Source organism: Natronocalculus amylovorans (genome assembly GCF_023638035.1).
Classification (GTDB): Archaea; Halobacteriota; Halobacteria; order Halobacteriales; family Haloferacaceae; genus Natronocalculus; species Natronocalculus amylovorans.
This window is the reverse complement of sequence record NZ_JAKRVX010000003.1, coordinates 68,073-94,657: the sequence shown is the minus strand read 5'-3', so window position 1 is coordinate 94,657 and position 26,585 is coordinate 68,073. Positions and strand designations below refer to the sequence as shown.

Genomic DNA, 26,585 nt, shown 5'->3' with positions numbered 1-26,585 from the left:
TGAAATAATAACGAATGACACGCACGAACTTGCAGCTACGAAAGACGATTGGCGAACAACAGACACTCATAATTATCGGATGTGTACTCTGCATCCTTCTTGGTGGATGGCTCGCCTACGGTGCCTATGTTTCTCCAGAAACGGTTACCGAACAACAGACCGTTTCTACATGGAGTCTGGAACACGAATTTGAACATAGTGCAATCGTAACCGAGCCAAACTCGGTTTTCGCAACTGGAACCGTCCTCGAGGACCGGAACATCTATTTCGGAACCCTTGCGCCAGTGCTTGATGTGAACTATGGCACAACATACAGTGGTGAGTCCGACGGAGTCACGGTCACAGAAGAAGCAACGCTCATCTATCGATCGGTCGACGATGATAGCAATGTGGTCTATTGGAGCGAAGAGGAACCGCTCGACAATCACACAGCAGATGACCTGCAAGCAGGTGAGCACACAGAGCTTGCGTTCGAAATTGAGACAGAAGCGCTCGAAGATCGCCTCAACAACATTTCAAATGAGTTAGGTTCTGACCCCGGATCAGTTGAGGTGTTCGTTGAGGCAGAGTCTACGATCGAGGGAACAATCAACGGGGAGTCGGTCACTCTGACACGCGATCATCGGATGGAGCTTGATTTAGGCGGAAACACGTACACCGTTGATGACCCTGGAACAATTTCTGAATCGTTTGACGAGACAACGACAGTTACACGAACTGTAGAACCAGGGCCGCTCGGACAGTACGGTGGGCCGTTGTTCGTGCTGGCTGGTCTCGTCGGCGTCGCTGGGTTACTCGTTGGTCGCCAAAATGAGCTATTTACACTCACAGATGCGGAGCGTGACTGGCTCACATACAAACAGAACCGTACTAATTTCGATGAGTGGATCACAACAGTCTCACTTCCGGCACAGGTTCACGATCGGCCGTATGCAACCGCTCAAACGCTCGCAGATCTGGTTGATTTTGCAATTGATGCGGATGCAGCAGTCACAGAAGATCCTGAGACGCACGTCTGCTATGTACTAGGTGACGACCTTGTCTACCGATTTACCCCACCAACAGAGCCAGCATCGACCGCATTTGAATGGGACGAAGAGGCGGCCGAGACAGCAGATCGATCACCGCCGACAGAAGACACTGACGACAACGAAACACTGCCCAAAGACACCGACGAGTAACCGACGGACAAGCGGTTACTGAATTGCTGCAAGCAGGTTCAGTACATATATTATACGGAGCATGTCCGCTGATTTGCCTCGATCGAACACCAACTCATCCGTCTCACGTACATGTGATAAGACACCTTCGGATGCGTGTGAAGGGGCTGCGGCCAGTCCGGTATTTTGTTCGGAGGCCCACTGCATCACCCGCAAATCAGATTTGCTGTCACCCATCACAGTGACAAACGGATCCGTAATTCCCAACACGGAGAGTGCAGCCTCAACGCCAGCAACCTTGTTGAGTTCGCGCGAGCTAATCTCTGCAGCATCTGCATGGTAGTAGGCAACGTCAATCCGATCGAAAAGCGAAATGACTGCATCAGGAATCTCCGTGATTGCAACAGTTGGAAGGCATTCTTTGGACTCAAGGACGCTCTTTATTTCTGGATCGACCGCAGCATAGTACGATCGTGCCCATTCATGGCGCTCTGGTGCGTCGCAGACCGCATCTGCAAGCAGATCAAGCAGGTAGAGTAGCCCCTCATCGATGACTGCCTCTGCACGATCGCTTCCCGTTTCGAAGTTTGGCTTGAGCGTAACATTGAATTCATTGCCCTGCAAGTGACAGCCTCGACGAAGTGAGGATGGTGCATCAGGGAGGACACGTCCTCGAATCTCATCAAATACATCTCGGACGGCGGGATCGAGCGACTCGTATAATAGCTGTTTTGTGTCAGAGCCGTGTCCGGGCGTAAAGACACCAGTACCGGCCTCATAAACGATGCTTAGATTACCAGAGTGGACGATTTCATTGCCGAGGCCTTGGATCATGAACCCTTTGACGTTCTCGAGCGTTTGGCCCGTACAAATGATGATTGGCATGCCAGCGTCATGAAACTCTGTCAGCACATGGAGTGTCTCACGTGGGATTTCGTTATCAGTCCCGCCAGCGGATCGAAGCGTCTCATCAACATCAAGGATGAGGGCATTCACTGAGCGTCCATATTTATTATATAAGTCAATTGCAGTGAACGCGGCGTCCCGATCGGCACGAGCGGCAATCTCTGCAAGCGTCTCTCCATCGGTGAACATCTCCGCAATATCGGTTTTTTTGCGCTCGAGCTCATTGCTTGCCTCTTGCCAATGTGTGAGTGCAACACGGGAGTCAAGCGGAGGAAAGAGATCGACAAAATCCTGATACTCGCGGAGGGGTTGGGTATCGAACTCCGTATATAATTGATAGAGTTGATCGTACTGCTGCGTCTCCATATTTGAGTCCAGATGCTGAAGGGCGATAAGCAAACGGGAGTACAGCAGTCACACGCGTAGCGATTTATTGGTCTTCATCTCTCGTGAGCCAGCCCAGTGCCGCAGAGAGATCTGTTTTCGGCGGTGAGCAGGTGTAGGACTGACACGCGTAAACCGTTGGTTGCTCGTCGACTGCCGATCGGTTTGCCCAGATCGGTGGCACACTCTCTGCTCCAATTGCGTATAGCCATGGCGCAAGTGACTCATCAGTCGGTGGTCGAGGAGCATAGATGACACCCGGAATAAACCGATCGGCGAGTGTCTCTTTCCACGGCTGTGGAATCTCATCTGCGGCGATTGTCAGCTCTGTTGTACCACGGGCGTGTTCGATCGCCGCAAGCGTGAGCGAAACATGTTCAAGCGGGCTCGATGTGATCCGATTTGTGTGTGTTTCGAGGACCGTTCCGGCGATATCTCGGAATGTGGTATCCGTTCTAAACCCATCAAGTTGGAGGAGCAATCGTGTTGCAACGCCGAGACTTGATGGCGTTGATTGGTCGTAGAACTCCTGTGGCCGAGCGACCAGCGCCTCACCGCTTTGTGGGGTAAAGTAGATCGTCCCTGCATCCGGATCGTAGAACTCCGAAACGATGGCATCGGTAAGTCTGAGCGCGAATGCAAGCGGCGTGATCCGTCCGGTTGCTTGATACAGCTCAAAAGCACCCTGCGCTAAGAAGGTATAATCGTCAAGGTAGCCAACTCCGGCAACGTTGCCATCGATGACACGTCGGTGTAGTCTGTTGGTGTCTGCATTGTAGAGTGATTCTCTGACAGCAGTGAGTGCTTGCGTCGCGGTCTCCTCATACGACTCATCAAGAACTGAGGACGCGCGTGCGTATGCACCAATCATCAGTCCGTTCCAACTTGCAAGCACTTTTTCGTCTCGTGCCGGTCGGACTCGATCGCTACGGGCTTCAAACAGTGCTGAGATTCCTTCAGCAAGGGTGGATTCGACAGTTTCTGCATCTGACTTGTGGTCCTCGGCGAGGCTCTCGATCGATTTGTTGATATTTAGTACCGTCGTCTTATTTTCGAAATTGCCGCCGTCAGTGATCCCGAACCGATCGCAGATGAGCGATGCCGTCTCCTGATCTACTACGTCATGGACTTGTTCAGGAGTCCACACGTAGAACGTTCCTTCTTCACCCTCGCTTTGTGCATCGAGCGTACTAAAGAACGCCCCAGTGTCTGCTTGGAGCTCGCGGCTAACAAACGAGAGCGTCTCATCAACAACATCCGCATACCACTGGATTCCAGTGTACTGATACGCTTGGATAAAAACGCGAGAGAGTTCAGCGTTATCATACAGCATTTTTTCAAAGTGCGGGACGCTCCACTCACGATCGACAGTGTAGCGATGGAATCCGCCACCAACATGATCGTAAAGACCGCCTCCAGCCATTGCATCAAGCGACTCGGTTACAACCGAAAGTGCGTCGTCGCTCCCGGTGGTTGCCGCGGTAAGCAGGAGTTCGAGCCGGCGTGCTTGTGGGAATTTTGGTCCGTCGACACCAAAGCCGCCATGCTCTCTGTCGGCCCCACGGAGTGCTGCACGAACGGCCTCGGACAACAGCTCCTCACCGGGCGGGTCTTGGGAGACCGATTCAGGGACGTCGGGTGTCTGCTCGAGTTGGTTGGCAATTGCGCCAGTCCACTGCTCAGCACGTGATTCCATCTCTTGGCGCTGTTCGGGATCGCTCCATGATGCGGCGATATCCTCGAGTAGCTGTATGAATCCGGGCCGGTTGTGTCGTGAGTGCTTTGGGAAATATGTTCCAACATAGAATGGCTTTCCGTCCGGTGTGAGCCAGACAGACAACGGCCATCCGCCGCCACCGCTGACGAGTTGACAGATCGTTTGATAGATTCGATCGAGATCGGGTCGTTCCTCACGATCGACTTTGATCGGTACGAAAGAGTTGTTCAGTTTGTCTGCAACGTCGTCGTCCGAAAAGCTCTCATCAGCCATAACATGACACCAATGACATGCGGAATATCCGATCGAGAGAAATATCGGAACATCTCGCTCGGTGGCGGCTGCAAGCGCGTTATCGTCCCATGGTTGCCAATTGACCGGATTATCGGCATGCTGGCGAAGGTACGGGCTCCCTGCATCAGCAAGGCGGTTTGTCGACGTGGGGTTGGTCATACCTTATATTTGGACGCTGGCGGAAAAGGCGTTTCTTACCTGCCGTATTATACGCGTTACAATATAGCTTGAATACAGTCCTCTACTGTGTTAGCAAGGCGAGGCAATACGGGCACAACACGGAATCGAGCGCAACAAACAACAGTCATTGTCTGTGTTATCTTTCTCTGTTGTAGCTTCGTTACACCAGCTGCAGCAAACACTCATCATACATCGTCCGAGTTTACAGCCGCAGGGAATAATGTCGAAATTTGGGACGGTGCCGGATTTGCGCTGCACACAAAGCAGCCAGACACCGCAGTTGATGCAAATGGGACCGTCATTTCCGAAACGATCGATCGGGATGTCTCAATATATCAAAGCGATTTTTCAGGTTCGGTGAATAATCCGGGGGCGTTTGTGTTTGCAGACGATGCACGGGTACGGCTTGATTTTAATTCAACAGGCGATATCGATACCACACAGTTTGCCGGCGAAAACGTCTCTCTCATTGCAGCGCGGCTACATTCACCGACAGATCGTGCAGTACAGGGCGTCGGTGAGGTTTCACCACAACGCGCGGGTGAGCTCCTCACCGCTGCGGATCGAAACAACAGGGCAACATTCAGACACGTGTTCCACACCGCTGATGACCGATCGGCACGATCGATCGACGAAGATGGGTTTGAAGGGTTCTACTACAATTTAGGGTGGTATGAGGATGGCCCTGGTATCTACGCATTCTATGTTGTTGATACCGATGATCCAGCGGCAGTGGCCGTCTCAGAGGCGGGTCGATTGACAGTTACTGAGGATGTGCGTATCTTGGGAGCCGATGTTGTTGCGGTCCATGACGGTGAGTCAACCGTTGACGCACCATTTGCGGCGACAGTCGGTGATGAGCTCTCGTTCGATAGTACATTACAAACCGACTCGGATGCGGTCTCACACACAGTGTTGGTATATAATCCAGCGACGATCGAGAACACAGAGGTTGCGTATGAACCACATCCGCGTCCGTTCCTCGGGGTTCGATCGCCACGGGACGTTCGTATGACGACAACCGGTCGCGTCCGTGGATCGATCGATGCGGATCCAGAGACAACAATCTATGGTGCACGACTTACAACGGGGTCGCAAGCACATGGGTCAGAGATTGGGATTTTAGCATCTCACATTCGAAATGCAGCACTAACAACTGCTAGCGATGCGTTTGATGCATCACTAACCGCGCGAGCGGATGTTGCGGGTGACTCAACCATCGCTGTCCAAACACATGCTGAGTGGGATCCGGGGACATACCACTACGTCCATATTGTAGACCATGATGACCGATCGGCTGTTGAAGCAGCTAATGGAACGATCGAACTCGTTGCGCCTGGTGAACGATACCCCACACAGCGGGCTTCGATCGGTCATGAAGCCGCTGCAACTGGGCCGACAGTAGAACAACACGATGCAGCACAGCGCATAGATCTATCAGTCCGGAACCTTCGGACAAACCAACCAGTTGTGTTTGATGTAGAACCGATCGAATCAGTGTCACCGATATCCACTTCGGAGCTAACGATTACAAGCGAGAGTCCGGGTGATGAGACAACGGTTTCGATCGATCACAGCATTCCAGAGACACAGTACAGTGACCCTCAGCGACAGGTAGTGGGCTATCAGACGATTGAGTCAACCGAGCAATCCGATGATATTCGTGCGGTTATATCGATTGATGATCAATTGATCGACCAGTTATCTGTTCTGGAGACTGATATAGAGTTTATTCAGGTAGATGGAACAGGAGATCCCCTTCCAACAGAACAGACTGCTGATGGTTACGAAGTTCGCCTTGAGTCACCGGGGATCGTTGCAGTGACGATTCCAGCAGGTATTGAGGTCCCCGTTGAGCAACATACAGTCTCGCTTACAACACCGGAAATCGAATCAGGAGATGCATTCACTGTAGAGACCTCGCTCCAAAATCCAGTTGCAGAGACGGTCAACACGACAATTCACATTACGGTAAACGGAGCTCAGTTCCGGACAGAGAACGTCTCGCTTGGACCGTATGAGGATCGATCGGTCGAATACTCGTATCCGTTCACTGCAACTGGTACATTTTCGATTGGTGTTGACGAGGGTGTCGCGGGCGACCTTACTGTGAATCCGGCACCGACAACAGACAATGAGGAAGCCACAACAGAGAGAACGCAAACGGACGATTCAATTGTCGCAATTATATTCACGATCGGAATTCTACTCTCGGTTGGGATTGTGGTTGTGGCGACGGTTCTCTCTAAACAAGATATCTATACAAAATAGTGTATATGTTCTGGGCCTTCATGAGTAAGATTTACACTTCTATGCAGTACCACTCAATGTATGAGCGAGACCGTACTTCTTATTGGCGGCGGTGGCCGTGAGCATGCGATCGCACGTGCGCTAGCGCCGGACTGTACGCTGTATGCGTGTGCGAGCAACAGAAACCCGGGTATCGTCGAATTGGCCGACGGATTCACTGTCTGTGATGAGACCGATACGGACTCCATTGTGGAGTACGCCGAAGAGATCGATGCGACGTTAGCTATCGTTGGCCCGGAGTCAGGTTTGCAAGCGGGTGTTGTTGATGCGCTTGATTCGGTCGGCATCTATGCATTTGGTCCAGACGCAGCGCATGCACGGATTGAGACTGATAAGGCGTTTCAGCGCCGGTTTATGGCTGAACAGAACATTCCGGGGTGTCCAGACTTCGAGACGTTCGATGACATGGATGCTGCCTGTACATACATTGACGAGTATGATGGCGATCTCGCCGTGAAGCCTGCTGGATTAACCGGTGGGAAAGGTGTGAAAGTAACCGGTGACCAGGTGACGAAACCCGAGGCAAAAACATACCTGAAGGAAGCGAACTACGATCGCGTCGTGCTCGAAGAGCGGCTCATTGGTGAGGAGTTTACGATTCAAGCGTTTGTTGCGAACGGTGATGTTCGCGTTACACCTGCAATTCAAGATCACAAACGGGCGTATGAGGGTGATGAGGGGCCAAACACTGGTGGAATGGGATCATACAGCGATACAACACCATATCTCCCCTTCATGAGTCAAGCGGATTATGACGCAGCAGTTGAAGTGATCGAGGCAACGGTTGATGCGCTTTCGGACTACAAAGGAATCCTCTATGGACAGTTTATGCTGACAAGCGAGGGACCGAAGGTTATCGAATACAACGCTCGGTTTGGTGATCCTGAGGCAATGAACACGCTTCCAATTCTCGAAACACCATTCATCGATGTGCTCACAGCAGCAAGAGATGGAGAGTCGCTTCCGGAGCTTTCGGTCTCAGGAGCTGCGACAGTGTGTAAATATGCCGTTCCAGCAGGCTATCCGGACGATCCAAACGCAGGCGCAAGAATCGAGGTAGATGAGGAGAGCGTCGGCGATGCCCTCTTATTTTATGCGAGTGTTGACCAGCGCGAAGATGGGCTCTACACGACAACGTCTCGATCGTTTGCCGTCGTCGGACACGGAGACAGCATCAAACGCGCCGAAGCGGTTGCAGAATCTGCAGTAGCTGCTGCCGGTGATGGGCTTCGCATTAGACACGACATTGGAACTGCCGAGTTGGTTCAATCCCGAATTGACCACATGAACGAACTTCGATAACGATCGAGACCAGCGAAAGTTTTTATCATTGAGTCGAAAGAAGAGAGTGTGACTGACGATTCAGCGGCCTCTCCGACTCGACGACACGATCGGCTCGATCGAATACAGACACCTGGTGTGCGAAACTCGCTTTGGTCGTGGCCAAACGCAAAGTCGCCGCTTCGTGTCATGCTCAACTATATTGTAATCGTACTTGCAAGAATCTCTCCGAGCTTGCATGCAAAAAATTGGCTCCTCAGACGCATCGGCGTGACAGTTGGAACTGGCGTTGCATGGGGGCTTGAATCCACACCGGATGTCTTTTGGCCGGAACGAGTCACCGTTGCGGATCACGCAATCATTGGCTATGATGTGACCCTCCTTTGCCATGAGTTTCTGCAGGACGAGTACCGGCTTGGAGATGTTCACGTTGGTGAGCGAGCGATGGTCGGTGCCGGGGCGATCGTGCTTCCTGGTGTCACGATCGGGGACGGTGCACAAGTCGCTGCAAACTCGCTCGTCACTGAAGATGTACCGCCGGAGACCACTGTTGCAGGTGTTCCAGCAACGCCGCTATCGCGTGAGAAGACGGAAGATGAATAATCAGTAGTTTCGGATACGAACGATCCCATTTTTGAATACATTCCGGTTTGGGATAATGTGTTCTTCCTCATCTGTTTCGATGCGTGTAACGAAGAGATCAACCTCCTGAACGATGCCTCGTTGTCCATCAACCCGCACCTCGTCGCCGATCCCGTACGGTTGGTTCAAGAGGAGATATACACCAGCAGCACCCGAGGCAAGCAGATCGTGCGTTGCCAGTGCGGTGAACACGACAAGTGCAAATGCGTATGCACCGAGCAGAATAATGAGTGCAAGCGTTGCAACGCCTACCTGACCAAGTGCAATAAGGACCGCAACAAAAAGGACGCTGTACTTTACAACCGCTGGAATGAGCCCGATTTCTGGAAGTTTGACACCGCGAAGTCGCTCAGCAACAATCAGTTCCGCTTTGTCAGCGAGGACAACCCCAATCAGCAAAATTACAACTGCGACAAAAAGTTGCGGGAGAAAGACGGCAACACCGCTCCAAAAGAGATCCGCGTACTCAAGTTCGGCAATTGTGAGCGCAACCAGAATTGAGAGTAACAGAATAAAGTAGCCGCTGAGTTTTGCAATAATTGTGACTGTTGAGGTGCCAAAGTTTCGCGCGGTTCGCTCGAATGCAGTCCCCTCGATCGTGTCAGGGACACCTGCGCGAATGAGGATTCGACGGTTAATCACGGCTACGATGTAGCTCAGAATGAACCCAACCGCAACGACAAAGATTGCAAGCCAAGCACGCGGTGGGATTACTTCGACAAGCGTTTGCGCATCAACTTGTGCGTGGATGCCAATCGTAGAGCGCATGGTATTAATACTCCTCCGGATCGATCTCCAGAATCAGCTTTCCACCTTTAAATGCCCGAATAAGCCCATCCGATTCGGAGAGCACGATCGCAGTCGCATTCGTATCTCTTGTTATTGCTCCACCAGCCATGTGTCGCGTTCCGAGCCCTTTCGGAATATCGACGCCCTCTGCACCCGGTTCAAGATAGCGATATGCAGAGACGAGCTTCCCTGAGTCGGAGATGACAAACGCGCCATCAAGTCGAGAAAACTCTTTTAACATGACGTTCACGATCGGATCACCCACATGAACGTGGCTCTTTTCGAATGGATTGTAGCTCAGTGGCCGTGATTTGTTCATTACTTTACCGGCGTCACCAACGACAAAGAGCGCTCCAACCGGCTTTCCTTTCTGTCCCTTCTTTCCGAGTTCGATCGCAACCTCAAACACATCCCGAATGACGCTTGGGTCTGCTCGAGAGTTTGTAAAGAGATCGTAGATTCCCGATCGCATCGATTCTTCGACTCGAACCCGAATTAATGAGTCACTGTCATCATCGAAGACGGAAGCAATACACGCTGCTGTATCTCCCTCGTCAACAATTTCGGAACCCATTGCACCCTCAATACCAAATCGAATTCGGTCACGAACGTTGTCAAACTCAAGCGGGAGTTCAACGAACTCAGGCGCATCAACAGCATTTTCGGGAGCGACAACCACGAGATTCTCAATCTCTTCGAACGATTCGTAGAACCCACGACTCGGAGAGAACAAAAACACCGCGTCAACATCTGACGCAAACTCCGACAGCACAGCTGATAGCGACGACATTACTCTGTATTATCTGAGCGATACCAAAGTGTTTGCGGGGATGTCATGCGCATGTCGGACACCGTGAATGTTTCAGAGACAATCGCCGGAACTTTAGGCCGGAATTACTGATTCAGTTGCATGGGTTTTGGCAGCTACGATGAATCCGAACAGCAGCGACAAGACGTGAACACGGATGCAGATGAGGACGCAGCCGTAAACGTGCACGAAAACGATCACGATGGACAGATGACTGTTGAATCGGGGGCATCGACAGATGATCTGCTTGGACAGCTCCAAGAGATCAAAGACAGTAAAAAAGAGAGCGAAGAGTAAGTGCCTCGCCGTCAGTAACCGCGGAACACGTCCTCCCTTCTGTTCTACGAATTTTCTATCTGTTCGGAAGTTGACCAACCACTGTTGGTGGTTGGTCGGTACCCTCCTGGGTTCGACTCTCATTCTCAGAACACGATCTGCGAATAAGACGCAACGCTGGAAGCACTGTCAACACTGTGATCGGCAGACTCTCGCAAAAAAGAGTGAACCCGAAGTTACTCGTCGACGATCGAAATGATGTTTCCGTTTCGAGTCGTATGAATATCTCGACCGAGCTCATACCCGAATGAGCCAGCAGTCTCAATATATCCGGACAAACCTTTCAGGTTCTGATGGGCAGGAATGATCTGTTCTGGCTGGAGTGCTTCAAGCATCTGGTAATGCCCTTCTTGACACAAGTGCCCAGAGACGTGAATCTCATCGTAGATCCGTGCGCCCTGCATTTTCAATAGTGTCTCCGATCGATATCGGTTACCCTCGTTTGTCGGCTCTGGAATCACTCCTGCAGAGAACAGCACTTTGTCACCATCGTCGAGTTCGAATGGTGTTTCACCGCGGCCGATTCGTGTCAAAAGCGCTCGGTGCTCGCCTTGGTGCCCAGTCACAATTGGGAAGTAGTTCTCTTTGCCCTCTTCCATAATCCGACTCAGGGCACTGTTTATCGATCGGCGGTAGCCGTGCATCTCAATATCGGTTGGGATTGGTGCATCCACTCTGGCGGCGCTTGAGCTGTAGCCTTCAAGCGATCGACCAAGCAGCACTGGCTTTCGACCGATATCGCGAGAGAACTCAATAAGTGATTTGACACGCGCAACGTGGCTTGCGAAAGTCGTTGCCACAATTCCACCGTCATAATCTTCCATCGAGTACATGACGTCGCGGAGTTTCTCTCGCGCAACAGCTTCAGACGGATTTCGTCCTTTTTTATTTGCATTCGTGCAGTCCTCGATATAACAGAGAACACCCTCACGGCCGATCTCACGGAATCGGTCCATGTCGATCGGGTCACCGATAACAGGTGTGTGATCCATCCGCTTATCAAGGCCGTAGATGATTGCACCCTCTGGAGTGTGTAATACCGGGTTAATCGCGTCAATAATCGAGTGTGTGACGTTGACGAACTCCAGCTCACACTCGGGGCCGATATCCATCGTCTCGCCTGCGTCCATTACGACAAGCTCATTTTGAACGTCGAACTTCCCTTCGTCAGCGATCTGGTCACGCACGAGTTCGATGGTAAACGGGGTACCGATAATTGGCGCATCGTACCGATGTGCGAGCTTTGGAATCGCACCGATGTGATCCAGGTGCCCGTGGGTTGGGACGATTGCTTTGACTTCCCCATCAAGTTCGCTCATCACCCGATCGTCCGGGATAGCACCCATGTCGATCAGATCGAGACTGTGCATGTTCTCCGTCTCAACGTCGTCGTGAATCAGTACTTGCGAAAGGTTCAGTCCCATATCGAAGATGACGACATCGTCACCTGCGCGGACTGCGGTCATCTGTCGGCCGACTTCTTCATAGCCGCCAACGGTTGCAATTTCAATTTCCATAGCTAATATAGTCCAACAAAGCGGTTCGCACAAACATCGAGTCGCACTCCGAGACTGTATTCGACAAATGGGCCGCAAAGCCCATTCGTGTAAAAATGTGTTCGAAATATTTGTGTCGTCGATGGAAGGCGACCACGCGCCGGTTATTGTACCAACTGAATCGGAGACATAAATAGCCAGTGACTCACGGACGGTTACTCCGGATGGTACGTTTTTCCATCACGGCTGTCTGCACCCTTCCGACGGATTGTCGCCGCAGCCTGGCTGGCATCGTACCCGTATAGGACGTCTTTGCAGTATACCTCTGCGACCTCCGTTGCATGGATGAGGTTATCAATGTCGACGTCAACGGCATACAGTTCGATCGAAAACGGCGTTTCTGGCTCCGCACCATCAAGATCGTACGCACCACCAAGCGCGGATCGGAACCCGCGAGCGATCGTTTCCAGCCAGTACGTCGTTCCATAGTCCAGATCGTACAGCGGAACAACAAACTCATCCACGTGTTCTGCGAGAGCTTCAATGTCGAGTCCTGCGCGCTCAAAGAGATGGCCTGGGTATGGATCCGGGTAGAGCGTGAGATATGTTCGTCCGGGGATCCGTTCGGCAGCATCTGCAACAAAATCGGTGATTACTGCTGCTCGCCACTTGCTCCAGTCTTCAAATTGACTGTCAGCGAACTGGCGTTCACACCGATCGCAGTGACAGTATCCCTCCCGTGGAAAGCCAACATCATCAAGCCGGACATCACCGTGTACCGCAGCGCAGTCGCTAATGATTTCGAGCAACCCCGCGCGATATTTTTCGTGCGTCGGGCAAATATACGCCCAGTCAAAATAGGTCTGATCACGGGTCGCAGGGGTTCCCTCCTCGTCAATCGGAACAAGGTCGGGATTATCAGTTGCAGCTGCGTTGTCACCAAAGCAAGAAACCATGTTCACTGCGTTGTCGATCGGTTCTGCTGGCCTGCCAGTCACATCTTTAACCTCAAAGAATGCGAGATCAAACTCGGGCCAGTCAACCTCGGGCTTATTTCGAGTCACGACACCGTACATAGTGATACTTTGCTGTCGCTCAGTGTAAGTGATTCGTTAGAAATACGTACCTGACAGCCAAAATAATGTTACTCTTCCAGATCGACTTCAACCGGCTCAGTGTCGCCGGAGAAGAGGACGTACGCAAGGACGATTACTGACAGGACGAGGACGAGTTTTGCTTTTGTGGACATACACAGACAAATGAAGGGGACCGTCAAAACTCTTCGGTTCAATGCAGTGGTAGGGGCCTACTCAGCGTCGATATGATCCGCAAGCGAGTCGCGAATAATTGTCCCACAGTACGAACAGCGGACGCCATCAGCAACGATCGAAAAGCTCGTTTCAACCGGCTCATTGCCGTTTGTGATACAGCCTGGATTTGGGCATGAGAGGATACCAGTCACCGTCTCTGGCTGTTCAACACGAGTCTTTCGGGTGACATCATAATCGCGAATGATATTGATCGTCGCTTCAGGTGCGATCAATGAGAGTACGTCAACCTCTGATTGGCTTAGCTCTCTATCTTCGACCTTTACAACATCTTTTTTGCCGAGCTGTGCGCTTGGAACGTTCATGACGATCGAGACGCCCAACTCCTCGGAGCCGTCAATGCCCAAGATCGAAAGTACGTTGAGCGCTTGCCCGCCGGAGACGTGATCAATAACGGTTCCATTTCGAATCTTTGAGACACGGAGTTTTCGATCGCTCATTTGTCATCACCACCGAGAAGCGAGTCAAGAAGCGCCATCCGAACAGGGAGTCCGTTGTGTGCTTGCTCGAAATATTTTGCGTGCGTTGTTTTGTCGACGTCTGGTGCAATCTCGTCAACGCGAGGAAGCGGATGCATCACGGTAAGGTTCTCTTTTGCTTCCGAAAGGAGGTCAGCATCGATTTGATACTCACCAGCAATCTTTCGATACTCCGATTCATCCGGGAACCGTTCACGCTGAATCCGGGTGACATACAGTACATCCAACTCCGGAAGAACTCCGTCGAGTTCGGTATGTTCTCTCACTTGCGCGCCTGCTTCGTGTAAGTCATATCGGACATTGCGTGGAAGTCGAAGGCTCTCTGGGCTAATAAAATGCTGGCGGATATCAAAGTTGGTGAGCGCATCTGCAAGCGAGTGGACCGTTCGGCCATATTTGAGATCGCCCATGATGCCGATCGAAAGATCATCAAGACCGGCGTTTTCACGGATTGTGTAGAGGTCCAACAACGTCTGGCTCGGATGCTGTCCAGCACCGTCACCAGCATTGATTACTGGTACATCAACAAATTCGCTCGCCATCTGCGCGGATCCTTCGCTTGGGTGCCGAAGGACGATCGCGTCAGCATAGCCTTCGATCACGCGCACAGTGTCCGCGAGGCTCTCTCCTTTTTTGACTGATGAGGACTCAACCGTACCCATGTCGGTTGTCGTTCCCCCAAGCCGTTTCATTGCTGTATCAAAACTCATCTTCGTCCGTGTGCTCGGCTCAAAAAAACAGAGCGCAAGCACCGATCCAAAGTGAGACTCAGCCCATGCTTGTGGGTCGGCTGCAATCTCTGCGGCCTGATCGAGCACAGTCTCGATGTCGGCTCGCGAAAGTTGGGTTGCTGTGATGAGGTGGTCCTGTCGCATCATCAAAGAAGGGTTCGTACAGACTCTTGAATCCCTCGGGTCTCGGCGTCGTATCGGTGATACACGCCTATGCACACCCGTAAAACACCGATTACGGATTTCGAAGAATTTGTATGCTAACGAGAATCATACCAGTAGTATTTGATTGTCAAGCGCGTATCTACGCTATGGCTGAGATCGATCCAGAGACACTCCTTCCAAACGATCGTGTGAAAGACGCAGTAAAGTCAGGAGAGATGACACAAATAACGAGAGGCAAAGCCTACGCAGACGAAGGAGATACGTTTAGCATTGACGGAGAGACGTTCGAAGTTGACGAGTTGGTTGAGCGAACACTCGGATCGTTTACGGATGAAGATGCGAACGCAGAAGGATCCCCGTCTCTCGCAGCCTACAAAGAGCGTATGGTGAAAGCGCATGGCGGACACTTCACATGGGACGACGATGCGGACGTTGTTTCCCACCGGTTTGTTCGGCGTTAATTCGATCGCAGTGGTATCCATCAAACAGAGAGATACTGCAATCTGGAAACAATCCGTGAGTAAGCTCAGATTATTCAGGTGAACGTGAGATACGGATGTGAGTAAGCCGCCGATACGCGTTTTTTGATGGCGTTCATGTGCGCAACTGAACAGCAATGAATACGGGTAGTAAGATCGGAGTCACAGCAGTCATAGCGACGACACTCGTTGCAGCGGTTGTGATCGGTGGTATTGGAATCGGTGGGCAGTATCTTGCCGACGACCCAACAGTATCGGGACAAAGTGTCGTGAACACTGACTTGGGTGCAACTGATGCAGAGCCGACAGAGGCAACAGTCCAAATTGAAGAGGTCGATGGTGCGGTTACACAGCTATATCCGAAGGAGACAATCGAGTTGGATGAGTCAGAACAGCTCAAATTGACGACAGCGTTGAAAACTGTTGGTGTCGACGTTAATGCTGACATCAAGCAGTTAGACACCGCATATCCAAACAGCATCTGGACAACCGTAACCGTCACTGTTGACGGTAAAGAGGTTGATCCGGAAGCCTATCGACCGACTGGTGACGAAATGGTCGTTGTTACTGTCGAATCAACACCGAACGCGCAGTATCACTAATGGCTAGTCGTCTGCCGCTTCCGGTGTCTGTGTGGCCGTGTTGTTCTCAATGCTCGGTGGATAGACACCACGTTTGAGTTTCAGATCGGACTGTGGACGAGCCATACAAGTCAACGCATATCTCTCCCGTTCTTGTTCGGTAAACCCACGGGCAGCCGGCTGTGTGACTTCTCCTTCCATAATCTCTGCGGTACAAGCTAAACACATGCCGACGCGGCAAGAGTACTCCTGTGCGATGCCCTCTTCAATACACGCTTTGAGGATTGTCTGTTTGTCGGACATTGTGATCGTTTCGCCCGTCCCGACAAACTCAACGGTGTATTCTGTCATACCGCAGGATTTGACGAACACCCTCAAAGGTCTTGTTGTCGGTTTTGTCCTTATATTGAGGACGAAATTTCACAACGATTCGGAACGACTAACCCGCAGGCAGTCCCCACATCGCACAATGAGTATGAAGGCGACCGCACGCGCACACCCAATTCAAGGGCTTGTAAAGTACCACGGGATGCGTGACCCGGAACGACGGCTGCCGTATCACGATTCAATCAGCGTCTGCACTGCACCAACAAACACGACAACGACGATCGAGTGGCTTCCAGATGGCGAGGAAGATCTATTTAAAATTGATGGCGAGGTCGTTGACGGGCGCGCAGCAGAGCGAATCGAGATGGTCACCGATCACGTTCGAGAGCTTGCAGGGTTTGATTATGCAGTTCGGTTTGAGAGCGAAAATTCGTTCCCGTCGAACATTGGATTTGGATCATCATCATCTGGGTTTGCGGCCGCAGCACTCGCGCTCGTTGAGGCAGCGGGACTGGAGATGTCGCTCCCGGAAGTGTCTACAGTTGCTCGACGTGGTTCTTCATCCGCAGCTCGTGCAGTGACCGGTGCGTTCTCGCATCTATACGCCGGAATGAATGATGAGGACTGTCGATCCTACCGGATTGATTCGGAGCTTGAAGACGATCTCAAAATTGTTGCAGCACATGTGCCTGCGTACAAAGAGACTGAAGCCGCACACAAAGAGGCTGCAGAGAGCCATATGTTCCAAGCACGGATGGCACACATTCCAACCCAGATTGCGGATATGCGGGATGCACTCTATCGTGCTGACTTTACTGATGTGTTCAAACTCGCAGAGCATGATTCGTTGTCGCTCACTGCCGCAACGATGACTGGGCCTGCCGGGTGGGTGTACTGGCAGCCGGAGACGATCGCTGTCTTCAACGCCGTTCGCGAACTTCGTGAGGAGGGCGTTGAGGTGTACTTCTCCACAGATACCGGCGCAAGTGTGTACGTGAACACAACAGAAGCGCACGTAGAAGAGGTTGAGTCACGAATTGCGGCGATCGGTATCGAAACCGACGTGTGGGAAGTTGGTGGGCCAGCACACGTGCTGGACGAGTCCGAAGCGCTGTTTTAAGAAAAACTCCGGGAATACATTCTCAGTAAGATGAAACAGTTGCAACTTCAGGAAGCTATTCGTCTCATGGTATGACAGGACAAGTCTGTAACTCTCCGAGAATTCCAACGATGAACGGTTTCAACTGACAGCATCACAAATATATTTTAGCACCCACAAATTAATATACGCGCAACCGATATTTGAGAACAATGAGTGAAGATACACCGGCCCCACCAGACATGGATCTAACCGGTGAGTGGGACAAAGTCATCAAAAGCCGGACAGTCAAGGATCGTGTCTATGAAGCGGTGACGACGCTCACGTCACCAACCGCTGTTTCGGATGTCGCCGAACGTGCTGACTGCACCAAAGAAGGCGCTCGTCCCCATCTTGAGTGGTTCGTTGATGTCGGAGTTCTCGAAAAAGTCGCACACAATCCTGCACTCTTCGTCCGTAATGAGGCGTACTTTGAATTTCGACGGATAACGGAACTAGTTCGGGAGCTTGAAACGCCAGACGCAGTTGAGAACGCAATTGATGAGTACCACGCCCGCGAGGAGGAGCTCTCGAGTTACTTTACCGAATCTTCACCTGAGGCAGTCATCCGTTCTGAAATAAGAAATGATGATTCTAACAAGGCGTACGACAGACTGAGCGAATGGCGAGCCGTCACTCGTCGGCTCCGAGAGCTCAGAGAAGCTAAATTCCGCATCGAATCAAATCACAGCGGAGCTCCCGTCTCATCGTTTCCTTGAATTAAATGGGGCGCACGGATGACCTCAATGAAGAACGAATGCGACTTCTCGGTCGCCACCTCGCGGAGCTTTCAGTAATCAAAACAGTTCAGTATTTTCCGTCTGGAAAAGAAGACCGTGTTGTCTCCACTCTCCAACCGAATTACTATCCAAATATCGTAGAAACTGCGACTCTCGATGTTCGCCTTCGGCTGAATGGGGAGTTCAATATGCAGTATTATGAGGAGTGGGACGATGAGCGCTGGTCGTGTCGGTGGGACCGGCACCCAAATTCACACAACACAGATGATCACTACCACATACCACCACAACCGCAAGAAGAGCGTGCAGTTGATGCGAACTATCCAACTGACCCGAATGACGTGCTCCGATTAGTTCTTCAGACTATTGAGACACGGATTAATGAGATCTGGTCTGGAACAGATTGGGTTTACCCGTCAGAATACGAATTCCAATACGAGTACGGTTCTGACTACCTCGTGGAGATTTGACCGCAGCCTCAAGATGCTCCAGTCCGTACTGTAGGTATGCACGTTGTTGTGTTCGGTGCAGGGTACGCCGGTGTGACGCTGACACGGAGTCTTGAACGATCACTCCCCAGAGATGTTTCGCTCACACTGATCGATGAGTCACCAAATCACCTCGTTCAACACGAGGTCCATCGTGCAATCAGACGCCCATCGATCGCCGAGGCAATTCAACTCCCGCTCGATTCGCTGTTCGATCGGGCAACCGTCACAACAGCACATATCGAGTCGATTGATCCGGATTCAAAACAGGCGAGGCTAGACACAGGTGAGACAGTCGAGTATGATTATGGTGCAATCTGTCTCGGAGCCGACACTGCTTACTACGGCTTAGACGGTCTCAAGGAACACTCGATTCCACTGAAGCGGCTGGAGGATGCCGACCAAATCCGATCACAGGTACTCGATCTTCTCGCGGCAGAAGAGGATGGGACGGTTGTTGTTGGCGGTGCCGGCCTCTCGGGCATTCAAGTTGCCGGTGAGATTGCAGCACTCGTCGATGCGGAAGACGCAGCCGATCGAATTGAGGTTGTGTTGCTTGAAATGATGGAGACGGTCGCACCATCGTTTCCGGAGGCATTCCAACAAGCCGTCCATGACCAACTCGTCGATCGTGACATTCGTATTCGGACCGGCATCACGGTCGAGCGAGCAACAGAGACGGCAATCCAGACCGACAGCGGTGCGATCGACTACGATGTGTTTGTCTGGACCGGTGGGATTGCCGGGCAGCAGTCGCTCGCAGGCGATCGACCACTGGTTCGAAACGATCTCCGAGTGAACCGAGCGACATTCGTACTTGGTGATGCAGCGCGGGCTGTCGATGCAGATGGTAAGCCCGTTCCTGCGAGCGCGTCTGCGGCGATTAGGGAAGCGAAAGTTGTTGGTGAGAACCTCACAGCACTTGTTGAACACGAACGCTCAGAGGAAGGCGGATTTGAGCCGCGGATGAAACCATATCGGTTCGAGGTTCCGGGGTGGATTGTCTCAGTTGGAGACGGCGCGGTGGCACAGGTAGGACCAAAAGTGCTCACCGGCAAGCCAGCCAAAGCCATGAAAGCGACTGTTGGGGCGGGGTATCTCAGTTCGGTACGGGCGATTAAACAAGCAGTTGATCTGGTTGAAGAAGAGCTACACGCCTGATACGGTACGCGTTAGACGCCCGGGACGCCAATTGCACCGAACGGCAACACAATCAGGACGAGAAGGGCAGCGATCCATGCAATAAATCCAAGGAGGGCAGCGTCTTTCCACCCGCCGGGGTATCGCCAGTTAATCACCCAGATCCACGCAAGAAGTGGGAAGATCCAGCCGATAAGCGGAATCCATCCTACGGTGAAGGCTGCGATCGCCCACACCAACGCCCCAATGAGCGCGGTGAATACAGCGTGGCTGTAGTCATTCACATCAACGACAACACGGGCACCGATGTATATTGCGAGTCCACCAACGAGCAGCCCAACGATAAATGCGACAAGTGATCCAAGTATACTCATGTATTCTATGTTATCTGCCAATCGGAAGAATGCGGTGGTTTGGGTTGCAACCTTCGAAACACCAAACGTATGGACCCGATAACAGACGCAACGCCAACCGGAGAGTCTTGCTCAAACCAGCCGCATCTGCAGATCGGCAACAATCTCTTCAAACGCGTCCGCTGCCCGATCGACATCCGAGACGAGGCTCAAAAATCCGTGTGTCATCGACGGATAATCAAATAGCGAAACATCCACACCTGCATCCGAGAGCCGATCGGCATACTGTCGTCCCTCATCTCGCAGTGGATCATGGCCTGCGGTGACGATCGTTGCAGGTGGGAGATCGGACAGATTCGGTGTCAGAAGCGGTGCGACAAATGGATTATATTGATCGACAGGCGTGCGACAATACTGTTCAAAAAACCAGATCATATCATCGCGTGTGAGCAGTGGTCCCTCCGTATTGTTTGTGTACGACTCTGTTGAGAAATCAGATCCGGTTGCAGGATACAACAGCAGTTGTGTCTCAATTTTGGGGCCGTCAAACTCACGAGCGTGCAACGCAACTGCAGCTGCAAGATTCCCACCTGCACTTGTGCCCGCCACCGCAAGCCGATCGGGGTCCCCAAAGAATACATCCGCGTGCGTACTGGCCCAGTCTAACGCGGCGACGGCATCATCAAGCGGCTCCGGAAATGGGTGTTCAGGGGCGAGTCGATAATCGACCGAGAGAACCACGCATCCAGCCTGGCGCGTCAGTCGTCGGCAAATGGTCTCAACCGAGTCCAACGTTCCAAGCGTCCAGCCACCGCCGTGATAGTAGACGATCGTCGGAAACGGTCCGTCTCCCGCCGGGCGATACATTCGAATCGGAATCTCTCCGTTTGGCCCGTCAATACCAATATCTTGAACAGCGCCGACAGGAAGCGATGGTTCATCGTCGGTTCCAAATGTCGTATCCTCGATCTTTCGACCCGCAGAAACACTCAGAGCATGCCATCTTGGAATCCCTCTGGAAGCAATCTCGTCGATGACGGTCTGTAGCTGTGGATCGATCGGTATACTCATACATGAGGCTCTCCCGGAGATCATATAACAGCGGCTATACAACAGATCAGTGTGACAGTATCGCTGCGATTTGCGGATGGTATGATTCAGATCGATGCGGAGAGCCCCGATCAGAGACCACCACTACCGGGTGTTGAGACCGATCCACGGACTGGCATACAGAGTGCACCCGCATACCGATATGCAGCGATTCGAGCAATCCTTGCACAGTTAGACATCCCGGTTGATGACGCGATCCATGTCGATCAGACGCTCCAACTGACGACCGCCTACAAGCTTCGGCCGTACCAAGAAGATGCCCTTGCTGCGTGGTCCGATCGCTCACAACGCGGTGTAATCGAGTTGCCAACGGGAAGCGGGAAAACCGTGATCGCAATTAGTGCAATCGCAGCACTTGGTGTTCCAACACTCATTGTAGTCCCAACGATCGATCTGCTCGAACAGTGGGAGACAGAGCTCACGAGGGAGTTTGGCGATATGGTCGAAATTGGTCGGCTCGGCGGGGGTGAACAACGACTTGGCGAAATAACAGTCTCCACGTATGATTCGGCGTATCTTCGCATTGCAGAGATTGGGAACAAGTTTGGTCTGCTTGTCTGTGATGAGGTACACCATCTCGGTGGGCAAGGATACCAAGACATTGGACGGCTCTGTGCTGCGCCTGCGAGGCTTGGGCTGACAGCAACGTTTGAACGGCCTGATGGTGCACACGAAGAGATTCGAGAGCTGATCGGGGCACAGGTGTATTCGATCGATGTAGATTCGCTTGCAGGCGAACACCTCGCAGCGTACGACATTCGCCGCATCGAAGTCGAACTGACACCACAAGAACGGGCGAACTACGAGGATGCCCAACAAACGTTTTTGGACTACGTTCGCAGCGCAGGAATTCAGTTTACCAGCGGTAGTGATTATCTCCAACTGGTGAAGCGATCGGGGAATGATCCACGGGCACGTGAAGCACTGCTTGCGAAACAGCGTGCCCGCGAGATTATGATGAACGCAGAAGAGAAGGCGATCGAACTGAGTCGAATTCTCGATCGGCACCGAGAGGACCGAGTGATTGTCTTTACGGCACACACAGAACTGGTTTACAGACTTTCCGAACGATTCCTACTCCCCGCAATTACGAGCGAAACAGGAACAACGGAACGCCGGGGAATTCTTTCAAAATTCCGGGATGGGACCTACAGCCGCGTGATTGCTGCAAATGTGCTTGATGAGGGTGTTGATGTTCCGGACGCAAACGTTGCGGTTGTGATCTCTGGAAGCGGGAGCGAGCGTGAGTTTACACAGCGGCTTGGTCGAATTCTCCGGCCGAAACAGGATGGCTCAAAAGCGGTGCTGTATGAGCTCGTTAGCAATGAAACGGCGGAAGAACGGGTTGCCGATCGTCGTCGCTGACGAGATAGCTAGACTTCTTCAATGTCAACGCGGACAGTGCCATCGATCGCAAACTCCTCAAACAAAATATCAAACGCGAATTCAAGATTCTCTTCAGCGCCAGCAGCGAGTTCCACCGTTTCCTCCTGTTCAAATGTATCCTCCTGTGCACGGACAGTACAGATCACTCGACCAGTCCGATCGGTGTCCGATCGGTTTGCGACGGTTGCAGGAACCAACAGCGTGTCATCATCGGCGACGTCAAAGTTGTAGGAAACGACGACAAGCGGCCCATCAACGTCCTCGTCCGGTGGTGTTTGCCGCTCACCAACGGACCCATCCGGGCCAGACGGTGGATTTCGAGGCCCAGACTCGGCTTGCGGATTATCTAAACACCCTGCAAGCCCGATCGCAACCGCTGCGATGAGGGACCGTCGCTTCCGCTTCATATCAGACGCGAGTACGTACTTGCTGATGAGTCTTGTTCTTGTTGTCTTCAGTCACACAGTTGCCAGTGCGATCCCGTCGGGCTTATACAACTCTCGCGTGTAGCTATGGTGTGCTGCGGAAAGACCTGCTCAGAGTCTCTCGAAGGGGCGGACGCTACCAACCACAGTTCATTGGTCCAGCCAACGCTCAACTGGCAGCGTCGATTCTCGAAACGTTTCGCTCGCATGTTGGAACGCCACAGCATGAGCTAGATGCCGCGATCGAACAGTTGGAGCGCGAAGAGACGGATTTCAAACTTGTACGTGGGCTTCGTGCACTCTGTGAGCGTGAAACAACGGTTGCAACCGTTTCGGAGATCCCGCCCGATCGGATCCGTCGGGTCGTCTTTGCGGCTGCAGAGTCCGCAGATGGCGTCGCATCTTCGGCCGAGCGTGATGACGTTCTCAAACAAGCTGCCAAACGGCTCGGAACAACATCGGACACGGTGGCGGAAGGACTGTATGCCGATCGATCGAAAAATCAGATTCTCACTGCGTTTGAGCCGCGATGGGATGCTGACGGGCTTTGTGCGCAGTATAACCTCTCGCTTGCACAGACTGCGTTGTTCGATGCTACCGAAGTCCGAATCCGAAGTGATGACCCAAAAGCGCTTATTTCCGCACTCGGTCGGCTTCGGTTGCTCTATGAGATTGAACGGACTGAAGACGGACGTGTCGTCGTCATTACCGGCCCTGATGCACTCTTCCGGCGGACGCGGCGCTATGGGACCGCATTTGCAAGGCTGCTTCGAACAGTTGCGCAGTCTGCGCTCACATGGGAGCTTGTGGCAACGATCGACGATCGAGGCAGCGAGCGAACACTCACGCTTCACAACGGGGATATCACAGTCCCTGAAAGTGAGCCAATTGCGGAGCCAACCTACGATAGTGCGATCGAAGCGGATTTTGCAGCCAGATTCACTGCGCTTGAATCGGATTGGGAGCTACAACGTGAGCCTGAGCCACTGGAAACCGGCCATCGTGTAATGATCCCGGATTTTGCGTTTGATTATGCCCACAGCGACTTTCGTGTGTACTTTGAAGTGATGGGCTTTTGGACACCGGAGTATATCGAAAAGAAACTCACCCAAATACGGGACGTAGAGGATGTTGAGCTGATTGTTGCTGTTGATGAGAGCCTAGGCGTCGGTGAGATGCTAAAACAGACAGAGAGTCACATTATTCCGTACACGAACACCGTCCGCGTGAAGGCTGTTGTTGACGTGCTTCGATCGTACGAAACACAGCTCCTCGCTGCAGCTGCCGAAACGCTCCCAGCGGCTATTGAGCCATCTGCACAGGTAACATCGCTCGAAGCAGTTGCCACAGCGTACGGCGTGAGCGTGAAAGCGATCGAAAACCGATCATTTCCCGCTCATGTACAGCTTGGACAGCAACTTGTGTCTCCCACAGTGCTTGAAACGATCGGCGATGAAGTTTCAGATGGGATGACATACGCGGATGTGGAGTCGATCGCAGGCAAGTACGAGATTACAGAAACGAGTGCACTCCTCTCTACGATTGGGTACCGTGTCAAGTGGGACGGATTGAGCGGTGGGACCGTAAAATCACTTCCAGAGTGACTAATCAAACATCCGAATAGAGGATACCCTTTTTGCCGCCAGTATCGGAGATTGAGCATGGTACTCAAACGGGTTCTCGGTGCGGTGTGGTCACGACGGCTCTCGTTGGGATTTGCAGCGGTGCAGATCGCTCGAACGTTCTACCGTGGCAATCGTCGGCTAGGTCTCCTCTTGCTTGGAGTGCTGTTGTTAGCATACCGATGGTCTCCGCTGGTGATTGTTCTTGAACTGCTGCTTCGCCGTTATGTAAAACAGCGTGGGGCGTAGGCTACTCTAACGTGTCGAGTGACTCTCGTCGGCCTTTCGGGACCGTCGATCGCAGCTCACCATACAGATAGAGCCCTACACCGATCGGTGCAAGCGACCCTGCGAGTTCGTGCGCAACAATCAGGTACCCCCAGTCACCATCCCACGCTTCATACTGGATATTTTCTCCTTGAGCGAATCGCACGGCTTCCTCGCCCGAAAGCTCAATGACGTTTTTGTTTGCGTGCTGGGCAAAGCGCTGGACTGCACTCATTGTTGGTTTCCAGTGGCGCTGTCGCGTTCGCATGACTGTCATCCCAAGCCCCTCGACTTCGATCGGACTACTCGTATCGTCCCCGAAGATCCAAATTTTTCCAGCACCCTTCTCCCAGAAGGTGAACGGGTCAAAGATCTTCGGATCAACATCGTACTGTTCGACCCACCAATCAACGATCTCTTTTCTGGACGCTCGGCCTGAGACGGTTCGATCATCGGGTGTCGCTGGAAGCCGATCGAACTGCTGTCCGATGTTATCTTCAAGCGACTCATCCTCTGGAACACGGCGCTCGTCAGTCATGCTGTCACCTCCAACTTTGCGCAGTAGAACCCGCCAGTATCGTTGAAATGCGGGTAGACACGATGTGTGTCAGTCACTGCAGGGTCAAACGTCTCGTCTTCCCACTCAGTCACACCAGGAGCGGTCTCCAATGGTGTCTCGAACGGGACGACTTTGCAGTCCTCATTTTCCAGTACGTAGTCGATGACAGCCTCGTTCTCTTCAGGGGCGAACGTACAGGTCGAGTAGACAACCGTTCCACCCGGTTTCGTTGCCTGAATCGCCCGTGAGAGAATCCCTTTCTGAACGCCTGCAACGCCATGAACGTGGTTCAGTGTCCAGCCCTCCAGCGCAGTTGGATTCTTTCGACAGGTGCCCTCACACGAACATGGTGCGTCGACAAGCGCGCGATCGAACTCGTCGAAATCGAACGGCTTGAGCGAGAAGCTCCGCCCATCTTGGTGTGTAACTACGAGGTTGGTAACGCCGAGACGTTCTGCATTATGTCGGAGTGCTGAGAGTCGACCCAGATTGTTGTCGTTTCCGACAACGATGCCAGTGTCGTCCATGAGTGCGGACAGCTGTGTCGTTTTGCTCCCTGGTGCTGCACAGGCGTCCCAGACACGCTCGCCAGGTTGTGGGTCGAGAACGGTGGCTGGAAATGCAGAGACTTCTTCCTGCCCGTGAATCCACCCGTGATAGTACGGCCACGTTGTCCCTGGGCCGCGTTCATCAAGACGGAGGAGTGAGTCATTCCACGTAACCGGTTCATATCCAACGCCTTCTTCGTCGAACGCGTCACACACACGTGATCGTGGTGCCTTGATTGGATTCACCCGAACAACAGATGGTAGTGGCCGCTCGCAGGCCGCAAAAAACGCATCGCGGTCATCAACGAGCGGTGCATACCGCTCTAAGGGATTCATACAGGACGTTTCGGGCCCGATCGTTTGTCCGTTTCGGGTTACACCAACAGCCACAGTGGATCGTATTTACCCTGAATAAT

The 26,585-nt window shown here is 52.5% G+C and carries 28 protein-coding genes; 14 read left to right on the top strand and 14 right to left on the bottom strand.

All coding sequences use genetic code 11. The features are described from left to right. Window positions 1-14: 14 nt before the first annotated feature. Window positions 15-1,181, top strand: coding sequence for a DUF5305 domain-containing protein (locus AArcSt2_RS08535; RefSeq protein ID WP_250583922.1), 1,167 nt, complete (start codon window positions 15-17; stop codon window positions 1,179-1,181). 15 nt (window positions 1,182-1,196) lie between these two features. Here the strand turns inward: AArcSt2_RS08535 and AArcSt2_RS08530 are convergent, their stop codons facing one another. Continuing rightward, the gene (locus AArcSt2_RS08530) at window positions 1,197-2,432 is read right to left on the bottom strand and encodes an HAD family hydrolase (RefSeq protein ID WP_250583920.1); all 1,236 of its coding nucleotides are present in this window, start codon (window positions 2,430-2,432) and stop codon (window positions 1,197-1,199) included. Between the two features lie 64 nt (window positions 2,433-2,496). Further along, window positions 2,497-4,620 (bottom strand): thioredoxin domain-containing protein, encoded by a 2,124-nt coding sequence (locus tag AArcSt2_RS08525; RefSeq protein WP_250583918.1) that lies wholly within the window; start codon window positions 4,618-4,620, stop codon window positions 2,497-2,499. Between the two features lie 87 nt (window positions 4,621-4,707). Here AArcSt2_RS08525 and AArcSt2_RS08520 point away from each other — a divergent pair, with 87 nt between their 5' ends. Genes AArcSt2_RS08520 through AArcSt2_RS08510 form a run of 3 tightly spaced genes read left to right on the top strand, consistent with a single transcriptional unit; the run spans window position 4,708 to window position 8,835 of the window. After that, window positions 4,708-6,912, top strand: coding sequence for a hypothetical protein (locus tag AArcSt2_RS08520; RefSeq protein ID WP_250583916.1), 2,205 nt, complete (start codon window positions 4,708-4,710; stop codon window positions 6,910-6,912). A 60-nt stretch (window positions 6,913-6,972) separates the two neighbouring features. Continuing rightward, window positions 6,973-8,253: a phosphoribosylamine--glycine ligase gene (gene purD / locus AArcSt2_RS08515; protein ID WP_250583914.1), complete on the top strand. Its 1,281-nt coding sequence runs from the start codon at window positions 6,973-6,975 to the stop codon at window positions 8,251-8,253. A gap of 48 nt (window positions 8,254-8,301) precedes the next feature. Continuing rightward, entirely contained in the window at window positions 8,302-8,835 is a 534-nt protein-coding gene (locus tag AArcSt2_RS08510) for an acyltransferase (RefSeq protein ID WP_174653869.1), read from the top strand. Here the strand turns inward: AArcSt2_RS08510 and AArcSt2_RS08505 are convergent, their stop codons facing one another. Then, entirely contained in the window at window positions 8,836-9,642 is an 807-nt protein-coding gene (locus AArcSt2_RS08505; RefSeq protein WP_174653870.1) for a mechanosensitive ion channel family protein, read from the bottom strand. 4 nt (window positions 9,643-9,646) lie between these two features. Then, entirely contained in the window at window positions 9,647-10,453 is an 807-nt protein-coding gene (gene dacZ / locus AArcSt2_RS08500; protein WP_174653871.1) for a diadenylate cyclase DacZ, read from the bottom strand. Window positions 10,454-10,573: 120 nt separating this feature from the next. Here dacZ and AArcSt2_RS08495 point away from each other — a divergent pair, with 120 nt between their 5' ends. Continuing rightward, window positions 10,574-10,768: a DUF5786 family protein gene (locus AArcSt2_RS08495; RefSeq protein ID WP_250583912.1), complete on the top strand. Its 195-nt coding sequence runs from the start codon at window positions 10,574-10,576 to the stop codon at window positions 10,766-10,768. Window positions 10,769-10,983: 215 nt separating this feature from the next. Here AArcSt2_RS08495 and AArcSt2_RS08490 read toward each other — a convergent pair whose 3' ends face one another. The 4 genes from AArcSt2_RS08490 to pyrB form a co-directional block, all read right to left on the bottom strand. Continuing rightward, complete coding sequence (locus AArcSt2_RS08490) at window positions 10,984-12,324, bottom strand: RNase J family beta-CASP ribonuclease (protein ID WP_174653873.1); 1,341 nt, start codon at window positions 12,322-12,324, stop codon at window positions 10,984-10,986. A gap of 194 nt (window positions 12,325-12,518) precedes the next feature. Next, window positions 12,519-13,379 carry a hypothetical protein gene (locus tag AArcSt2_RS08485; RefSeq protein WP_174653874.1) on the bottom strand — a complete coding sequence of 287 codons (861 nt, stop codon included), beginning with the start codon at window positions 13,377-13,379 and terminating at the stop codon, window positions 12,519-12,521. Between the two features lie 230 nt (window positions 13,380-13,609). Then, a complete protein-coding gene (gene pyrI, locus AArcSt2_RS08480; RefSeq protein ID WP_174653875.1) occupies window positions 13,610-14,071 on the bottom strand; it encodes an aspartate carbamoyltransferase regulatory subunit in 462 nt (153 codons plus the stop codon). Then, window positions 14,068-14,985: an aspartate carbamoyltransferase gene (gene pyrB / locus AArcSt2_RS08475; RefSeq protein WP_174654621.1), complete on the bottom strand. Its 918-nt coding sequence runs from the start codon at window positions 14,983-14,985 to the stop codon at window positions 14,068-14,070. Before pyrB ends, pyrI begins: the two co-directional genes overlap by 4 nt. A 167-nt stretch (window positions 14,986-15,152) precedes the next feature. Between pyrB and AArcSt2_RS08470 the strand changes: the two genes are divergently transcribed. After that, complete coding sequence (locus AArcSt2_RS08470) at window positions 15,153-15,467, top strand: ASCH domain-containing protein (RefSeq protein ID WP_174653876.1); 315 nt, start codon at window positions 15,153-15,155, stop codon at window positions 15,465-15,467. 155 nt (window positions 15,468-15,622) lie between these two features. Beyond that, the gene (locus AArcSt2_RS08465; protein ID WP_174653877.1) at window positions 15,623-16,087 is read left to right on the top strand and encodes a hypothetical protein; all 465 of its coding nucleotides are present in this window, start codon (window positions 15,623-15,625) and stop codon (window positions 16,085-16,087) included. Window positions 16,088-16,090: 3 nt separating this feature from the next. On the opposite strand, the gene AArcSt2_RS08460 is transcribed toward AArcSt2_RS08465, so the two are convergent. Further along, window positions 16,091-16,417 (bottom strand): 2Fe-2S iron-sulfur cluster-binding protein, encoded by a 327-nt coding sequence (locus AArcSt2_RS08460; protein ID WP_250583910.1) that lies wholly within the window; start codon window positions 16,415-16,417, stop codon window positions 16,091-16,093. Between the two features lie 124 nt (window positions 16,418-16,541). Between AArcSt2_RS08460 and mvaD the strand changes: the two genes are divergently transcribed. The 4 genes from mvaD (at window position 16,542) to AArcSt2_RS08440 (ending at window position 19,920) form a co-directional block, all read left to right on the top strand. After that, window positions 16,542-17,513 carry a phosphomevalonate decarboxylase MvaD gene (gene mvaD / locus AArcSt2_RS08455; protein WP_174654622.1) on the top strand — a complete coding sequence of 324 codons (972 nt, stop codon included), beginning with the start codon at window positions 16,542-16,544 and terminating at the stop codon, window positions 17,511-17,513. Window positions 17,514-17,704: 191 nt separating this feature from the next. Further along, window positions 17,705-18,250 (top strand): DUF7342 family protein, encoded by a 546-nt coding sequence (locus tag AArcSt2_RS08450; RefSeq protein WP_250583908.1) that lies wholly within the window; start codon window positions 17,705-17,707, stop codon window positions 18,248-18,250. Between the two features lie 5 nt (window positions 18,251-18,255). Further along, window positions 18,256-18,741, top strand: coding sequence for a toxin-antitoxin system TumE family protein (locus AArcSt2_RS08445; protein WP_250583906.1), 486 nt, complete (start codon window positions 18,256-18,258; stop codon window positions 18,739-18,741). A 36-nt stretch (window positions 18,742-18,777) separates the two neighbouring features. Then, complete coding sequence (locus AArcSt2_RS08440; RefSeq protein WP_250583904.1) at window positions 18,778-19,920, top strand: NAD(P)/FAD-dependent oxidoreductase; 1,143 nt, start codon at window positions 18,778-18,780, stop codon at window positions 19,918-19,920. An 11-nt stretch (window positions 19,921-19,931) separates the two neighbouring features. Here the strand turns inward: AArcSt2_RS08440 and AArcSt2_RS08435 are convergent, their stop codons facing one another. Together AArcSt2_RS08435 and AArcSt2_RS08430 are read right to left on the bottom strand one after the other, a co-directional pair. Beyond that, window positions 19,932-20,273, bottom strand: a complete 342-nt coding sequence (locus tag AArcSt2_RS08435; protein ID WP_174653881.1) for a hypothetical protein — start codon at window positions 20,271-20,273, stop codon at window positions 19,932-19,934. Window positions 20,274-20,384: 111 nt separating this feature from the next. Beyond that, complete coding sequence (locus AArcSt2_RS08430; protein WP_250583902.1) at window positions 20,385-21,323, bottom strand: alpha/beta hydrolase; 939 nt, start codon at window positions 21,321-21,323, stop codon at window positions 20,385-20,387. Between the two features lie 51 nt (window positions 21,324-21,374). On the opposite strand from AArcSt2_RS08430, the gene AArcSt2_RS08425 reads away from it, so the two are divergent. After that, window positions 21,375-22,727 carry a DEAD/DEAH box helicase family protein gene (locus AArcSt2_RS08425; protein WP_250583900.1) on the top strand — a complete coding sequence of 451 codons (1,353 nt, stop codon included), beginning with the start codon at window positions 21,375-21,377 and terminating at the stop codon, window positions 22,725-22,727. An 8-nt stretch (window positions 22,728-22,735) separates the two neighbouring features. On the opposite strand, the gene AArcSt2_RS08420 is transcribed toward AArcSt2_RS08425, so the two are convergent. Further along, on the bottom strand, window positions 22,736-23,155 hold the full coding sequence (locus AArcSt2_RS08420) for a hypothetical protein (protein ID WP_250583898.1): 420 nt from the start codon (window positions 23,153-23,155) through the stop codon (window positions 22,736-22,738). Window positions 23,156-23,265: 110 nt separating this feature from the next. Here AArcSt2_RS08420 and AArcSt2_RS08415 point away from each other — a divergent pair, with 110 nt between their 5' ends. Continuing rightward, the gene (locus AArcSt2_RS08415; RefSeq protein WP_250583896.1) at window positions 23,266-24,777 is read left to right on the top strand and encodes a DUF790 family protein; all 1,512 of its coding nucleotides are present in this window, start codon (window positions 23,266-23,268) and stop codon (window positions 24,775-24,777) included. A 57-nt stretch (window positions 24,778-24,834) separates the two neighbouring features. Then, the gene (locus tag AArcSt2_RS08410; RefSeq protein WP_174653886.1) at window positions 24,835-25,044 is read left to right on the top strand and encodes a hypothetical protein; all 210 of its coding nucleotides are present in this window, start codon (window positions 24,835-24,837) and stop codon (window positions 25,042-25,044) included. A 1-nt stretch (window position 25,045) separates the two neighbouring features. Here the strand turns inward: AArcSt2_RS08410 and AArcSt2_RS08405 are convergent, their stop codons facing one another. Beyond that, complete coding sequence (locus AArcSt2_RS08405) at window positions 25,046-25,600, bottom strand: DUF7122 family protein (RefSeq protein ID WP_250583894.1); 555 nt, start codon at window positions 25,598-25,600, stop codon at window positions 25,046-25,048. Beyond that, entirely contained in the window at window positions 25,597-26,505 is a 909-nt protein-coding gene (locus AArcSt2_RS08400) for an RsmB/NOP family class I SAM-dependent RNA methyltransferase (RefSeq protein WP_250583892.1), read from the bottom strand. The genes AArcSt2_RS08405 and AArcSt2_RS08400 overlap by 4 nt, the downstream gene beginning before the upstream one ends. Between the last annotated feature and the right edge of the window lie 80 nt (window positions 26,506-26,585).